Source organism: Lentzea sp. NPDC020367, assembly GCF_044387305.1.
GTDB lineage: Bacteria > Actinomycetota > Actinomycetes > Mycobacteriales > Pseudonocardiaceae > Lentzea.
In genome coordinates this window covers 17,692-32,378 of record NZ_JBIRVV010000025.1, presented here as the reverse complement: position 1 = coordinate 32,378, position 14,687 = coordinate 17,692, and the positions used below count along the sequence as shown (strand labels likewise).

General features: G+C 70.4%; 14 protein-coding genes and 1 riboswitch. Of the genes, 4 read left to right on the top strand and 10 right to left on the bottom strand.

Annotation, left to right across the window (positions count from 1 at the left end; translation table 11 throughout):
- Positions 1-7 precede the first annotated feature (7 nt).
- The 5 genes from ACH413_RS45165 to ACH413_RS45145 all read right to left on the bottom strand — a co-directional run bounded on the left by ACH413_RS45165 (position 8) and on the right by ACH413_RS45145 (position 5,730).
- Positions 8-1,387, bottom strand: coding sequence for a cobyrinate a,c-diamide synthase (locus tag ACH413_RS45165; RefSeq protein ID WP_360048196.1), 1,380 nt, complete (start codon positions 1,385-1,387; stop codon positions 8-10).
- Positions 1,388-1,391: 4 nt separating this feature from the next.
- Positions 1,392-2,006, bottom strand: a complete 615-nt coding sequence (gene cobO, locus ACH413_RS45160) for a cob(I)yrinic acid a,c-diamide adenosyltransferase (protein WP_360048197.1) — start codon at positions 2,004-2,006, stop codon at positions 1,392-1,394.
- A 138-nt stretch (positions 2,007-2,144) separates the two neighbouring features.
- Positions 2,145-4,049, bottom strand: a complete 1,905-nt coding sequence (locus ACH413_RS45155; RefSeq protein ID WP_360048198.1) for a putative cobaltochelatase — start codon at positions 4,047-4,049, stop codon at positions 2,145-2,147.
- 37 nt (positions 4,050-4,086) lie between these two features.
- Positions 4,087-4,223: riboswitch (cobalamin riboswitch) on the bottom strand.
- Between the two features lie 30 nt (positions 4,224-4,253).
- Complete coding sequence (locus tag ACH413_RS45150; RefSeq protein ID WP_360048200.1) at positions 4,254-5,213, bottom strand: beta-eliminating lyase-related protein; 960 nt, start codon at positions 5,211-5,213, stop codon at positions 4,254-4,256.
- 10 nt (positions 5,214-5,223) lie between these two features.
- Positions 5,224-5,730: a helix-turn-helix domain-containing protein gene (locus tag ACH413_RS45145; RefSeq protein ID WP_360048201.1), complete on the bottom strand. Its 507-nt coding sequence runs from the start codon at positions 5,728-5,730 to the stop codon at positions 5,224-5,226.
- A gap of 84 nt (positions 5,731-5,814) precedes the next feature.
- Here ACH413_RS45145 and ACH413_RS45140 point away from each other — a divergent pair, with 84 nt between their 5' ends.
- Complete coding sequence (locus tag ACH413_RS45140; RefSeq protein ID WP_360048203.1) at positions 5,815-6,648, top strand: zinc-binding dehydrogenase; 834 nt, start codon at positions 5,815-5,817, stop codon at positions 6,646-6,648.
- Here the strand turns inward: ACH413_RS45140 and ACH413_RS45135 are convergent.
- On the bottom strand, positions 6,632-7,693 hold the full coding sequence (locus ACH413_RS45135) for a hypothetical protein (RefSeq protein ID WP_360048204.1): 1,062 nt from the start codon (positions 7,691-7,693) through the stop codon (positions 6,632-6,634). The genes ACH413_RS45140 and ACH413_RS45135 overlap by 17 nt on opposite strands.
- 43 nt (positions 7,694-7,736) lie before the next feature.
- On the opposite strand from ACH413_RS45135, the gene ACH413_RS45130 reads away from it, so the two are divergent.
- Positions 7,737-8,930: an 8-amino-7-oxononanoate synthase gene (locus tag ACH413_RS45130; protein ID WP_360048206.1), complete on the top strand. Its 1,194-nt coding sequence runs from the start codon at positions 7,737-7,739 to the stop codon at positions 8,928-8,930.
- Here the strand turns inward: ACH413_RS45130 and ACH413_RS45125 are convergent.
- Both ACH413_RS45125 and ACH413_RS45120 read right to left on the bottom strand, forming a co-directional pair.
- On the bottom strand, positions 8,884-9,342 hold the full coding sequence (locus ACH413_RS45125) for a GNAT family N-acetyltransferase (RefSeq protein ID WP_360048207.1): 459 nt from the start codon (positions 9,340-9,342) through the stop codon (positions 8,884-8,886). The genes ACH413_RS45130 and ACH413_RS45125 overlap by 47 nt on opposite strands.
- Before the next feature lie 13 nt (positions 9,343-9,355).
- Positions 9,356-10,090 carry a serine protease gene (locus ACH413_RS45120; protein ID WP_360048208.1) on the bottom strand — a complete coding sequence of 245 codons (735 nt, stop codon included), beginning with the start codon at positions 10,088-10,090 and terminating at the stop codon, positions 9,356-9,358.
- A gap of 148 nt (positions 10,091-10,238) precedes the next feature.
- Here ACH413_RS45120 and ACH413_RS45115 point away from each other — a divergent pair, with 148 nt between their 5' ends.
- Positions 10,239-10,847, top strand: a complete 609-nt coding sequence (locus ACH413_RS45115) for a LysE family translocator (protein ID WP_360048210.1) — start codon at positions 10,239-10,241, stop codon at positions 10,845-10,847.
- Positions 10,848-10,850: 3 nt separating this feature from the next.
- Here ACH413_RS45115 and ACH413_RS45110 read toward each other — a convergent pair whose 3' ends face one another.
- Positions 10,851-11,753 (bottom strand): ricin-type beta-trefoil lectin domain protein, encoded by a 903-nt coding sequence (locus tag ACH413_RS45110; protein WP_360048212.1) that lies wholly within the window; start codon positions 11,751-11,753, stop codon positions 10,851-10,853.
- Positions 11,754-11,786: 33 nt separating this feature from the next.
- On the opposite strand from ACH413_RS45110, the gene ACH413_RS45105 reads away from it, so the two are divergent.
- On the top strand, positions 11,787-13,982 hold the full coding sequence (locus ACH413_RS45105; RefSeq protein ID WP_360048213.1) for a tetratricopeptide repeat protein: 2,196 nt from the start codon (positions 11,787-11,789) through the stop codon (positions 13,980-13,982).
- Here ACH413_RS45105 and ACH413_RS45100 read toward each other — a convergent pair.
- A complete protein-coding gene (locus tag ACH413_RS45100; protein WP_360048214.1) occupies positions 13,954-14,679 on the bottom strand; it encodes a serine protease in 726 nt (241 codons plus the stop codon). The genes ACH413_RS45105 and ACH413_RS45100 overlap by 29 nt on opposite strands.
- Between the last annotated feature and the right edge of the window lie 8 nt (positions 14,680-14,687).

The window sequence follows — 14,687 nt, the reverse complement described above, 5'->3', positions numbered from 1 at the left end:
GAGAGACTTAAGCGATGACCGTACCGTCTGCCACTCCTGCCACGAACGGGTGGCAGGCCCGCACGAAACGGGCTACGGCCTCCGGATCACCGGCGGGGTGCGTGTGCAGGTACGACGCGTGCACGCCGCCCATCACGAACCCTTCGGCGACGGGCCGTGAGTCGACGCCGCGCCAGTGCCACGCGGGCGGGGTCGAGTGCGGTGTGGACAGCTGGGTCCGGTGGAACTCGTGGCCGGTCACGCGGCTGCCGGGCGGGTGCAGCGGTGAGCTCGCGGAGGCCACCGCGTCCCGATAACCGAGGGTCAGTTTCGGGGTCATGAAGCCCTCGGCGTCGAGCACTCCGCACATCGGGTGCCCGTCCAGTGATCGCGCGAGGTAAAGCAACCCTCCGCATTCGGCGTGCACCGGCGCACCCGAACGAGCGAACCGAGCCACCGCCTCGCGCAACTTCGCGTTGCCGGACAAAGCTTCCGCGTGCTGCTCCGGAAATCCGCCGGGCAGGACGAGGCCCGCCGTGCCCTCCGGAAGATCTTCGTCGTGGAGCGGATCGACGACGGCGACGGCCGCTCCTGCCGCCTTCAGCACCTCGACGTGCTCGGCGTAGCCGAACGTGAAGGCCGCTCCGCCCGCCACGGCGACCACCGGTTCGTTCCCGACTCGGTCGACCTGAGGTTCCCACGCGGCGACGGCCATCGCGGGCACCGACGAGGCCAGTCTGCGGACCGCGTCGAGATCGACGTGCTTGCCCACGGCGGCGGCGATCGCGTCGACCGCGGCGACGGCCTCCGGCCCGTGCTCCGCCGCCGTCACGAGCCCCAAATGCCGTGAGGGCAAGGAGAACTGCGGATCGCGCGGCAGCACGCCTAGTACGTCGAGGCCCACCTCGTCGCACGCCGACCGGAGCACCTGCTCGTGCCGTTCCGAGCCGACCTGGTTGAGGATCACGCCGCCGAGCCGGACCGTCGGGTCGTAGCCGCGGAAGCCGTGCAGCAGCGCGGCGAGCGACCGGCTTTGCCCGCGCGCGTCCACGACGAACAGCACAGGCGCGTTGATCAGCTTGGCCACGTGCGCGGTCGAGCCGATGCCCGCGGTGTCGATGCGGCCGTCGAACAGGCCCATCACGCCCTCGACGACGGCGATGTCGCAGCCCTTCGAGCCGTGCGCGAACAGGCCGGGGATCCGGTGCTCGCCCACCATCACGGGGTCGAGGTTGCGGCCCGGCCGGTTGGTGGCGAGCGAGTGGTAGCCGGGGTCGATGTAGTCGGGTCCCACCTTGAACGGCGCGACCCGCGACCCGGCCCTGCGCAACGCGGCCATCAGGCCCGTCGCGACGGTGGTCTTGCCGCTGCCCGAGGCCGGGGCCGCGACGACCAGGCGGTTCACCATCCGGTCACCACTCGATCCCCCGCTGGCCCTTCTGGCCCGCGTCCATCGGGTGCTTGACCTTGGTCATCTCCACCACGAGGTCGGCGGCGTCGATGAGCTTCTGCGGCGCGTACCGGCCGGTGATGACGACGTGCTGGTGACCGGGCCGGTTCGCGAGCGTCTCCACGACGTCGTCGACGTCGATCCAGCCCCAGTGCAGCGGGTAGGTGAACTCGTCGAGCACGTAGAAGCCGTGGCGTTCGGCGTTGATCCGGCGCTGGATCTCGTGCCAGCCCTCGAGCGCGGCGGTGGCGTGGTCGTCCTCGGTGCCCTGCTTGCGGGTCCAGGACCAGCCCTCGCCCATCTTGTGCCACTCGACGGCGCCGCCCTCGCCGGTCTCGTCGTGCAGCTTGCCGAGCGCCTTGAACGCGGACTCCTCGCCGACCTTCCACTTGGCGGACTTCACGAACTGGAACACGCCGATGTCCCAGCCCTGGTTCCAGCCGCGCAGCGCCATGCCGAACGCCGACGTCGACTTCCCCTTCATCTCACCGGTGTGCAGCATCAGCAGCGGCCGGTTGCGGCGCTGGCGGGTGGTCAAGCCGTCCTTCGGCACCTCGGTGGGTTGTCCTTGAGGCACTGGAATCTCCTTGCTCGTTGGTCGCTGCTCCGCAGACTCCGGTGAGTTCGCCGGGAAGCTGGTCGTCCGGCCGCCGCTTCGCCATGATTGGGCTTCGCCGAATCCCGACGAAGGGGCGGCCGGACGACCAGCGCGAACTCACGCGGCCCGGACGACGCCGGCGAGGTGGTCGGCGCTGAGCTGGTCGAGCTTCACGCAGGTGCCCTGCAACGCCTCGGCGATCTTCTGCGCGAGACCCAGGCGGACATGGCCCTGTTCGCAGTCGACGACCACGACGGCGGTCTTCTCCAGCAACGTCGCGGCCTTGAGCGCATCCTTGGTCGGGTCTCCACCCAGGCCGGACGACGTCGCGCGGCCGTCCGTCAGCAGCACCACGAGCGGACGCTTCTGCGGGTCGCGCATCCGCTCGATCTCCAGGACGCGGTGGGCCTTGAGCAGTCCGTCCGCGAGCGGGGTCCGGCCTCCGGTGCGCATCTTCTTGAGCCTGGTGGCCGCCGCGTCCACGGAGGTCGTCGGGGGCAAAGCGACTTCGGCGGTCTGGCCGCGGAACGTCACGACGCCGACCTTGTCCCGGCGCTGGTAGGCGTCGCGCAGCAACGAGATCACCGCGCCGCTGACGGCCGACATCCGCTTCTGCGCCGCCATCGAGCCGGAGGCGTCGACGACGAACAGGACGAGGTTCGACTCCTTGCCCTCCCTGACCGCCTTGCGCAGGTCGGAGGCGGTGAGCAGCAGTCCGGGGCCGCTGCGGCCACGCGCTCGTTGGTGCGGCGCGGCGTTCGTGAGCGTGTCGACCAGGTGCAGTCCGTTGCCGTCCACTTTGGACGACCGGACGATCCGGCCGGTGCGGGCGCGGGCCCTCGAACGCTTGCCGGGCGCGCCTTCGCCGACGCCGGGAACCTCCAGCAGCCGCGCCTTGAACGCGGGCGACGGTTCCGGCGCGGGACGGTCGTTGGGCGCGTTCCCGTTGCCCTTCGGGCCTTCCTGCGGTTCAGGCAGCTCGCCGCCGCCGGGGCCGTCGTCGTCCGGGCCCTCTTCCGGCTCTTCCGCGTGCTCGGCGGCCTGCTTCATCGCGTCCTCGAGCTGCTGCTCCTCGATGCCGGGCTCGTCGAACGGGTCGCGGCGCCTGCGGTGCGGCAGGGCGAGCCGGACGGCGGTCTCGACGTCGGTCTCCTCCACGGTCTCGGCACCTCGCCACGCCGCGTGGGCGGTGGCGGCGCGAGCGACCACGAGGTCCGCGCGCATGCCGTCGACCTCGAAAGCCGCGCAGACAGCGGCGATCCGGCGCAGCTCACTGTCCGGAAGGGACACTTGCGGCAGCTTCTGCTTGGCGTCGGCGATCTGCTGCTTGAGCTTCGCGTCCTCGGCCTCCCACTTCGCCGCGAACGTGACGGGGTCGGCCTCGTAGGCGAGCCGGCGCCGGATCACCTCGGTGCGCACGCTCACGTCCCGCGCCGCCTTCACCGCCACGGTCAGCCCGAACCGGTCGAGCAGCTGCGGCCGAAGCTCGCCCTCCTCGGGGTTCATGGTGCCGACCAGCAGGAACTGCGACGGGTGCGAGACCGAGACGCCCTCGCGTTCCACGTGCGCGCGCCCCATCGCGGCGGCGTCGAGCAGCAGGTCGACCAGGTGGTCGTGCAGGAGGTTGACCTCGTCGACGTAGAGCACGCCGCGATGCGCCGCGGCCAGCAACCCGGGCTGGAACGCCCGCACGCCCTCGGTCAGCGCCTTCTCCAGGTCGAGCGACCCGACCAGCCGGTCCTCGGTGGCGCCGACAGGCAGTTCGACGAGCTTGGCCGGTCGACGGTCGACACCGTCGTGCGGCCCGTCGGGGCAGTCGGTGCTGCCCGGAACACAACCGAACCGGCAGCCTCGAGACACGTCCAGTTCGGGCAGGAGCGCGGCGAGGGCACGCACGATGGTCGACTTCGCGGTCCCCTTCTCGCCGCGGACCAGAACGCCGCCGATGCCGGGATGAACGGCGTTCAGCAGCAGGGCAAGCCGGAGGTCGTCATGGCCGACGACAGCCGAAAAGGGGAACATGCTCGGCGAAGTCCTTCCTCGGGTGTCCACGCCCGCGGTCGGTGATCAAGAGGGGAACGAGTTCCTGACTCCCGGTTCTCTCACTACCGGTCACAGTCGCGGGACGGCGCCGGATTCGCACCGGCTTCCTCGCACTCCCCTCACAGCCCCGGCATCGTCGCATTTCGCACCGCCGGGTCCAACAGCCAGGTGAGCGACGTCGCCCTAGATCAGGCTCTGGAACTCCGCCCAGGCCTCCGCGACCTCGTCCGCCGTCCACTCCAGCGCGGGCTCGGCGATCGTGATCTCGTTCTTCGCGAGCAGGCCGTCACGCCAGAAGTTGCCGAGGAACTTGCCGCTCACCTCGGTCAGCCGCTTCGGGTCGCCGGGCAGGTGCAGCGCGAACTGGTGGGTGTGCGGCTCCGGCATGCCCATGGCGGCGGCCACGACCTTGGCGTGCTCGACGTAGGTGCCCAGCCGGGGCAGCACGGTGTCCAGGCCGTGCAACGCGGACAGCGCCGCCGGCCACTGCTGGAACAGCATGCCGCCGTACCGGTGCCGCCACACCCGTGCCTGGTCGACGAAGTCCTGGGTGCCGGCGAGCGCCGCGCCGGAAATGCCTTCGAGGGACTTGTAGAACGACACGTAGACCGAGTCGAACAGGCCCGCGATCTCGGGCAGCGGCTTGCCCAGGCCGAAGGTGCTCTCCCACAGCCGCGCGCCGTCGAGGTGCACGACCGCGTCCCGTTCGCGAGCGGCGTCGACCAGCGACGTCAGCTCGTCCCACGTCGGCAGGACGAACCCCCGCTCGCGGTCCGGGACCTCCAGCAGCAGCGTCCCGTAGGGCTCGGGGCAGGTCGCGACCTCGGAGTTCTCGACCTTGATCGGACGCAGGCCGGACAGCACGGTCAGCGCGTCGTCCTCGTGGTTCAGCGGATGCGCCTGCGAGTGCATCGCGACGATCGGGTTGTGCGTGCGGTCGGCCCAGCACCGCAGCGCGATCTGCTGCGCCATGGTCCCGGTCGGCACGAACAGCGCGGCCTCGGTGCCCAGCAGTTGTGCGACGCGGGTCTCCAGCGCGCCCACCGGGCCGCCGTCGCCGTAGCGGTCGGGGTCGACGTCCGGCACCGGGCCGAGCCTCTCCAGGAGCGTCTTCTTGCGGGTTCCGGAGAGCTGTCGGTTCATCACCACCGCATCAAACCTCAGCGGCGAGCGTGTCCGCGAGCGAGATAACGCCCGCCCGGATCTCGGCCGCCGTCATGCCCTGGGCCAGCAGGAACTCGATGTGCTCGCCTCGCAGCACGGCCAGCACGGTGTGCGCCTTGAACGTCGAGCCGACCAGCTTGGCCAGCCGTTCGACGGTGATCCGGAAGTTGCCCTCGCAGCTGCGGACCGTCGTCCGTTCCACGGCGATGACCAGCGGCAACGACGCCAGCACGTGGTCGAACAGGGTGCCCGCGAACTCTCCGGCGGAGCGGCACTCCAACGATGCCGTTTTGATCCAGGAAGCGGCCGTCTCGTCGACCACGGCGCTCACCAGGCCGGCCTTGTCGCCGAACCGCCGGAACACGGTCCCCTTGCCGACGCCCGCCGCGACAGCCACGTCGTCCACCGACACGGCGTCGATGCCGCGCTCCCCGATCAGCCGGGTGGCGGCTGCCAGGATCGCGGCCCTGTTGCGGGCGGCATCGGCACGCTCCAACGAACTCTCCCTTGACACAAGCGGACCGGCAGTCCGTATTCTAGCAACCGGACCAGCGGTCCGCTTATCCAGGGGAGGCAGCGAATGAAGGCAGTGCGGTTCCACGAGTTCGGCGGGCCCGAGGTGCTCAAGGTCGAGGAGGTCCCGGACCCGACCGGCGACACGCTCGTCGACGTCACCGCGATCGGCCTCAACTACGGCGAGACGGTCATCCGCCGGGGCAAGGGCAGGGAGCTGTTCCCGTGGTACCCGGGGCCGTCGTTCCCGGTCGTCCTCGGCTCGGAAGTCGTTGGCACCACAGGAGAAGGCCGACGGGTCATGGGCGTGCCGCGCGACGGCGCCTACGCCACGAAGGCCGTCATCGAGCACCCGATCGACGTGCCCAACGGCGTGAGCGACCACGAGGCTCTCGCCCTGCTGTTGCAAGGCACGACGGCGGTCGCGGCGGCCAAGGCGGCGCGCATCCAGCCGGGCGATCGCGTGCTCGTGGAGGCGGCGACCGGTGGCGTCGGCAGTCTGCTCGTGCAGCTCGCGGAACGGGCGGGCGCGACCGTGCTCGCGGCGTCCAGCAAGGGCGGTCTCGGCTACGACTGGGACGGCCTCGACCCGGTCGACGTCGTCTTCGAGTCCATCGGCGGCGCAGTCGGGAAACGCGCGTTCGAGCTGCTCAAGGACGGTGTCGGCCGCATGGTCGTGTTCGGTTACGCGAGCGGCGAGCCGTTGGACGTGACGGCGAGCGACATCTTCCGCAAGGGCGTCGCGGTCATGGGTCTGCCCCGCGACGTCACGCCCGGAGAGGTGCTCGCACTGGACCTCAAGCCGGTCCTCGGCGACGTCTACCGGCTCGACGAGATCGCCGAAGCCCACCGAGCACTCGAAGCCCGCACCACGGCGGGCAAGCTCATCGCGCGACCGTGACCGACTTGGGCGCGCGGAACGACAGCAGCTGAAGCCACTCCGGCTCCGAGCCGTCCAGCCGCAACGACGGCTCGTGCTCGGCCACCGTCCGCAACGTCACCGCGGCCTCCAACCGAGCTAGCCCGGCGCCGAGGCAGAAGTGCCGGCCGTAGCCGAACGCCAGGTGCCGAGGATCGGTTTCCTTACCGCTCAACAACAACACGAGCTCCGCACCGGCAGGCACGCGCACACCGGACAACACGACCTCACGCGCGGTGAGCCGCCGCCACGTCACCACGGGCGTCTCGGTCCGCAGCACGTCCTCGACGAACGACTCGGCGACACCCGGCGAACCCAGACGCGCCCACAACTCGCGGTCCTGCAACCCGCGGCGCAACGCCGTGGACAACAACTGAGTCGTCGTCTCCTGGCCCGCGATCAGCAGGAAGTAGCAAAGGCCGGCGGAGTCCTCAGCGGACACTCCGGCATCGGCCAGCGCGCAGAACAGCTCGCCGTCACGGGCGTGGTAGCGCTTGATCAGCCACTGGTGGAAGTCACCGACGTCGTCGACCAGGTCCAGCTGCCGTTCCCGCGAGATGTCGCCCCAGAAGAACTCCAGCGACCCGGAGCTCCAGCGCTTCAGCGTCGGGATGTCGACGTTCTCCAGCCCGAGCAGGTCCATCAGCACGATCGCGGGCAGGTCCCACGCGAGCGAGCGCACGAGATCCGTGCCACCCAGCCGTTCCAAAACCAGAGATCGGATGCGAGGCTCCGCAGCGGCAACGCGGACCGGCGTGAAGAACGACGCGACGAGGCGGCGCAACTGAGCGTGCGACTCGGAACCGTTGTTCGCCAACGTCGGTGGCAAGGAAAAACGGGCGCGAACCAGCGAACGCAACGCGGCCGTGCCCACCGGAGTCACGGCGGTCAGCGCGTTGTCGGGCAGGTAGGTGACCGGATCGGCCAGCACGGCGCGCACGTCCTCGTAGGCCGACACCACCCAGCGGCCGCCGAGGAACTGCACCGGCGAGGTGAGTTCGGCGCGCGTGAAGGTGAACAGGTCCACGAGCGGCACGCTAGCGGGCGGATGGGAGACTCAGGCGGTGACCGTGAGCACAACTGAGGCGATTTCCAGTGGTGGTGAGTCGACGTTCGACTGGATCGACGTCCGCTCTGAAGCGCGAGCCAAGGCGGGTCTGAGCCGGCGGCTGCGGCCGCGCACGTCGGACTCGACGGACCTCGACCTCGCGAGCAACGACTACCTGGGCCTCGCCAAGGACAAGCGCGTCGCGGGTGCCGCGGCCGCCGCCACGCTGAAGTGGGGCTCCGGTTCCACGGGATCGCGCCTGGTCACGGGCTCGACGGAGCTGCACGCCGAGCTGGAGTTCGAGCTCGCGAACTTCTGCGGCTCGCAGTCCGCGCTGGTGTTCAGCAGCGGGTACATGGCGAACCTCGCCGCGGTCACGGCGCTCACGGGCCCCGGCACGGCGATCGTCGCGGATCAGCACATCCACGCGTCGCTGATCGACGGAACGCGCCTGTCGAAGGCCGACGTCGTCGTCGCGGACCACTGCGACGTCGGCAAGGTCCGGCACGCCCTGGAGACCCGCGGCAAGCGGCGCGCGATCGTCGTCACGGACTCGGTGTTCAGCGTCGACGGCGACATCGCCCCGCTCAACGAACTGCACGAGGCCTGCCGCGCGACGGGTGCGGCGCTGGTCGTGGACGACGCGCACGGCCTCGGCGTCGTCGGCCCCGGTGGCCGGGGCGCGGTCGCCGCGGCGGGCATCATCAAGGCGCCGGACGTGATCACCACGCTGACGCTGAGCAAGTCGCTGGGCGCGCAGGGCGGTGCCGTCCTCGGCCCGAGCCGGGTGATCAAGCACCTGATCGACACCGCGCGCCCGTTCATCTTCGACACCGGTCTCGCGCCCAGCAGCGTGGCGGCCGCCCTCGCGGCGATCAAGATCCTGCGCGAGGAGCCGGACCGTCCCGAACGGGCGCTGACCGTGGCGCACGACCTGAGCCACCGCCTGAAGGAAGCCGGTTTCCAGGTCAGCACGCCGACCGCGGCCGTGGTGAGCGTGCGCGCGCCGTCGCCGGAGCAGGCGTTCCAGTGGGCCGAGACCTGCCGCGCGAGCGGTGTCGTGGTCGGCTGCTTCCGGCCGCCGTCGGTGCCGGACCAGATCAGCAGGCTGCGGCTCACCGCGCGCGCCGATCTGACCGAGGCCGACATCGAGCGCGCGGTGCGCGTGATCAGGGAGAGCGCCGCATCCGCAGGTGTGGAATCCCGTCCTCGATGAACTCGGCGCCCTCGGCGACGAACCCGAACGACGCGTAGAAGTCGGCGACGTACGTCTGCGCGTCGAGCACTGACGGCGCGGTGCCGATGTCCACTAGCGCGGCCTGCATGAGGCGACGGCTGTAGCCGCGGCCACGGGCCATGCGCGCCGTGGCGACGCGTCCCACGCGGAACGTGCCGTCTGCCTCTTCGAGCAGTCGCAGGTATGCGAGCGGCTCGTGCGATCCCTCGGACTCCAGCCAGAAATGCCGTGTGCCCTGGTCGAGATCGCGACCGTCGACGTCGGCGTAGACGCAGTTCTGCTCCACGACGAAAACGTCCTGGCGCAGCCGCAAGATCGCGTAGAGCTGGGTGGGGCTCAGGTCGAGTCCCCACTGACGGCGCAGGGTGGCCGGAAACTGTGTGGTTCGCACCTGGTCGTGGATATCAGAAGCCCAGCGTCTGCCGGTAGTGAGCGAGCCGGGTGTAGACACCAGGTTCATCTGCGCGTGCGCAGCCGCGACCGAACGACACGACGCCCGCGAGCCTGCCGCGCACCACGAGCGGGCCGCCGGAGTCGCCCGTGCAGGCGTCCCGGCCACCTCGCCCGGCGCACAGCATCGCGCCCGGCCGGTAGTCCGGTTCCTTCAGCAGGCACTCGGAGTCGGACAGGATCGGCACCGTCACCTTGCGCAGCGACATGGCGGGCGGGGTGTTCTCGGCGGTGCGGCCCCAGCCGAGCACCACGCCGTCGTCACCGACCTCGCCGAGCGCGATCGTCCGGTACGGCACCGGGTTCGCGAGCGTCAGGACCGCCACGTCGTCGCCCTTGGTGACCTCGACGTAGTCGGGGTGCCGCCACACGCCCGCGACCGCCGCGTCGACGCCCTCGGCCTTGTTCCGCAGGTCGGTGCGGCCGGCGACCACCCGCAACTGCTCCGGCGGACGCTGGTTCTTGCCCAGCACGCCCTTGAGCGTCACGCAGTGCGCGGCCGTCATGACCTTGTCCGGGGCGACGAGCGCGCCACCGCAGATCAGCTGACCGTCCGTGGTGGTGATCGCCACAACCCACGGGGTGTCGGCCACCCGCGCGGGTGTCCCCCCAACGATCGCATCAGCGGACGAACCACCGCTGACCAGCGCGATCACCGCTACCAGCACGGCACACCGCTTACCCCTCACGGACCACTCCTCGTTGCGCCAGGTGGACGATCGGTCACCAACGGTAGCGATCGCGCTAGGACGGCGTCAAAACCGGAGATTCTCGTGTTAATGTCCCATCAGGCCGGAGATTTTGCGGTCTATGACTTAGATCACGGGGGTATGTACGGTGTTGTTCGACTTCAGCCAGGTTCCGGCCTTCCTCATCGCGTGCGCGGTCGTCATCGTGACCCCCGGCGTGGACGCGTTCCTGCTCCTGCGCACGTCACTGCGCTCGGGCACCCGCGCGGGACTGCTCGCGCTGGGCGGCATCCACGCGGCCGCGGCGGTCCAGGTGGCGTTGGTGATCTCGGGCCTCGGAGTGCTGCTCGCGCGGTACCCGATGGTGCTCACGGCGCTGCGCTGGATCGGCGCCGGCTACCTGCTCTACCTGGCGATTTCCATCACGCGCGGCCTGATCAAGCGCTCCGGCGGCGAGCCGGAGGAGGTCATGAGCACGCGGCCGTTCCGGCAGGGCTTCCTGACCAACATCACGAACCCGAAGATGATCCTGTTCTCGCTCGCGTTCCTGCCACAGTTCATCGGATCGGGTGAACCGGCGCCTCAGCTCGCGATGCTCGCCGTCGTGTTCCTCGGACTGGCGGCGGTGTGGGAGCTGATGATCGTGCTGGCGGCTTCCCGCGTGGCCGGGAAGCTCAAGCGACCCGGTGTGACGACCGCGCTCGACGCTGTCTGCGCGGCCGTCTTCCTCACCATGTCGGTCGGTCTGGTGCTTTAGGCCTCACGCGAGGTGGAGGTACCACCTCTGTACCTGCACGTACCGGCCGGGGGGATCCTTCTGGAACAGGGTCAGACCTGCGGAGCCGGGCGTGAGGTAGTCACCGTTGCCCACGTTGCGGATCAGGTGACCGCCGAACAGGTCAGGTCCCTCCAGCCGCCACTGCTGTGCCGGATCTGCCGCGGCGCAGCTCCCCGCCAGGTCGACGAACCTCGTGTCCGGCTTGGAACGAAGACAGACCTCGCCCGCCCGCAGCTGGAACGCGCCGCCGTCGAGCTCGACCCGCTGGTACGGCGATCCGGGGCACGGACCCATGCCGGCGCCCTTTGCGCAGTAGTCGGCCAGCTCGACGGCCCACCACCTGGAGTTCTCCAGGGTGACCAGGGCGCCGGTGGTGTCCGGCAACGGCGGCACCGAGCTGACCTCCGTCACGACCCACCGCTGGTGGTCGCTGTCCTGCGACGAGTCCGGGATGATCTTGAGATCGAACTCGTCGTACCAGGTCGTGTCGGCAAACCCCTGCCACGTCGCGGCCTTGAGCCTCGTGGCGCCGGACGCGTCGGTGACGAACTCCCAGCGCTGGTTCCCGTCTGCCTCGTCGCACGCTTCGGTGACGAAGGAACGCTCCCCGTCGACGCACCACCGGTCGGCCACGTTGCGCAGGAAGAACTGCCCGTTCGGCAGGCCGACCTTCTCCCACCGCTGGGTGTCCGCACCCGTGCAGGCGGCCATCTCGACCTGGAAGTAAGTGCTCCTGGCCGAGGTCATGCACTGGTCGCGGGCGACGCCCTTGACCTCGATGATCGGGTTCCCGGCGGGCTCGGCGCTCGCGGGAACGGTGGTCATTGCCCCCAGGGTGAGCGCGGCCGCGATGGCGGCGACGACACCCAACGATCTTTTCCCCATACCCCTGCACGCTACGGATCTACGATCGAGTTCGTGGCGGATCGACTGCAGTCACTGCGGGACGCGCTGGCCGCACGTCCCGGCGAGCCGGTGCCGTTCGACGTGCTGGCCGCCGAGGTGTGGCCGGACGAGCCGCCGATGCATCCGCGCGCGGCGTTGCGGACGCTGGTCAGCCGGTTGCGCGGCACCGAGCAGGTGATCACCGAACCGACCGGGTACCGGCTGGTGCCGCGCCCGCCCGCGCCGTGCCAGCTGCCCGCCGACCTGCCGGACTTCGTCGGCAGGAGGGACGAGATCGCGCGGCTGGAGCTGATCGACGAGCCGGTGCGGGCGATCACCGGGCTGCCCGGCGTCGGCAAGACCGTGCTCGCGATCAGGGAGGCGCACCGGCTGCGGCCCGAGTTCCCGGACGGCCAGCTCTACGTCAACCTGCGCGGCTTCTCCACCGGGCCGGCGATGACGGTCGGGCAGGCGCTGGAGCGGTTCGTGAAGGCGCTGGGCGGCGGGCCGAACGACGACTACCACGAGCTGCTGCGCAACCGGCGGGTGCTGGTGGTGCTCGACAACGCGACCGCCGAGGTGATCGAGCCCCTCCTGCCGGCCGCCCCCGGCTGCGCCGCGTTGATCACGAGCCGCCAGGACCTGCCGCAGTTCGCGCAGGTCACCCTGTCCGTGCTGGCCGAGCAGGAGGCACGGGAGCTGCTCAAGGGCATGCGGGTCGAAGGGGACACGAGCGAGCTGATCGGGCTGTGCGCGCGGCTGCCGCTGGCGTTGCGGATCGCCGGAGCGAACCTCGCCGGGCGGCACCTGCCGGACTACGTCGAGGAACTGCGCGAGCACCGTCTCGAGGCGCTGGAGATCGAAGACGACGACACGGCCGTGCAGGCGACCTTCGACCTCTCGTACCGGAAGCTCTCACCGCGGGCGCGCAGGACGTTCGACTTCCTCGGCGCGGTGCCCGGCCCGGACATCCCGCACGACCTGGCCGGAGCCGCGACCGACGAGCTGGTCGCGGCGAATCTGGTGCAGCAGAACAACAACCGCTACCAGCTGCACGACCTGCTGCGCCTCTACGCGCACGAACGAGCGACCGAGCAGGACCGGCGGACGGTGTTCGACTGGTACCTCGAACGAGCAGACGGTGCCGAGGCACAGCTGCAGGTCGGTTTCACTCGCCTGCTTCCGTCCACTTCGGACGCCGTCGCGTTCGCGGACCGCGAGGAGGCGATGGCCTGGTTCGAAGTGGAACGGCCGAACCTCGTCGCGCTCGCCGAAGAGCACCCCGACGCGGCATTAGTCGTCGCCACGAGGCCGTTCCTGCTGCTCACGGGCCAGTACGCCGACCTGCGCACGATCGCTCGTGCCGCGTTGGACGGCGGCGAGACCGGGCAGCGCGCGGCGGCGATGCGGGTCTGCCTCGCCTACCTCGACTGGCGGTCCGGCGAGCACCGGACGGCGATCGAGCACAGCGAGCGGGCCATCGCCGAGTACCGCGCCGCCGGCACGCAGGCCCCGGAGGCCACCGCGCTCAACATCCTCGCCGGGATCCACCACGACCTCGGTGACCTCGCCCGCGCCCGCGAGCACCTCGCGGCGGCGATCGAGCTCTACGGGCCCAACGGCATGCGATCGCAGCTGATCGGCGGTCTCGGCAACCTCGGGCTGGTCGACCTCGAACTCGGCAGGCTCTCCTCCGCCGAGGACGCGCTGCGCCGGTCCGTCGAACTGGCCGGGGAGATCGACGACTGGCAACACCTCGCGAACGGCCTGAACAACCTCGGCGTGGTGCTCGCCGCCCGGCACCGGCACGCAGCCGCGGAAGCCGCGTTCAGCGAGGCACTCGACCTGTCGCGGAAGCACGGGCTGCGGCCGATCGAGATGTCCGCGCGGGTCGAGTACGCGGAGCTGCTCATCGCCCTCGACCGCCGCGAGGAAGCCCGTGACCACGCTGAACGCGCGCTCGAACTGGCGGGCGACGACGACCTGTTCATCGAGGTCGACGCCTGCCTGGTGCTCGCGGAGGTCAACCGGTCGGTCGCCGGGTACGACGAGGTGCTGCGCCGTGCGGCCGACGCCGGGTTCCGCATCATCGAGGTGCGCGCGCTGGCGGGCAAAGCCGCGCTTACGCACGACGAAACGTTGTACGACAAGGCGATCGAACGAGCGGAGAGCGCCGGACTGCGCTACCGGGCCGACCTGGTCAGGACACTCCGCTCAGGTACGTCGTGACGCGCGTGTAGACGCCGGGCGCGTTCGGACGAGCGCAGCCGATGCCCCACGACACGATGCCCGCCAACCGGCCGTCGACGACGAACGGGCCGCCCGAGTCGTCGACGCACGCGTCGATGCCGCCGTCGGGATATCCCGCGCAGAACATGGACTGGGCGTCGTAGCGCGCATAGGTCGCGGCGCACTGCTCGTCCGGCATGATCGGGACGTAAGCCTTGTGCAGCAACGGACTCTTGTCCGCGTCGTTCTCCGCCTGCCGCCCCCAGCCGTACACGACGCCGACGCTGCCGTTCATGTACACACCGGCGGCGGCGACCGGCATCGTCCGGTACGGCAACGGTTCGGCGAGCGTGAGCAACGCGATGTCCTTGCCACGCGAGGGAGTCACGTAGCCGTCGACGAGTTCGTACGACGTGCCGGCCGAGGTGGAACCGCCGTCGGTGCGCAGGTCGAGCCGCCCACCGACGACGGTGATCGAGCCGGGCTCGCGGCCGTGGACGCAGTGCGCCGCCGTGACCACCTGCCGGGGTCCGAGGAGCGCGCCGCCGCAGAACTGGTAACCCGACGACGTCGTCAGCGCCACCATCCACGGCACCTCGGCGACGTCGTCCACCACTTCGCCGCCGACGATCCGGGGGTCGGCACGGGCCGGGGTCACCGTGATCACGAGCAGGACCAGCACCGCCAGCAGTCGCATGTGGACCA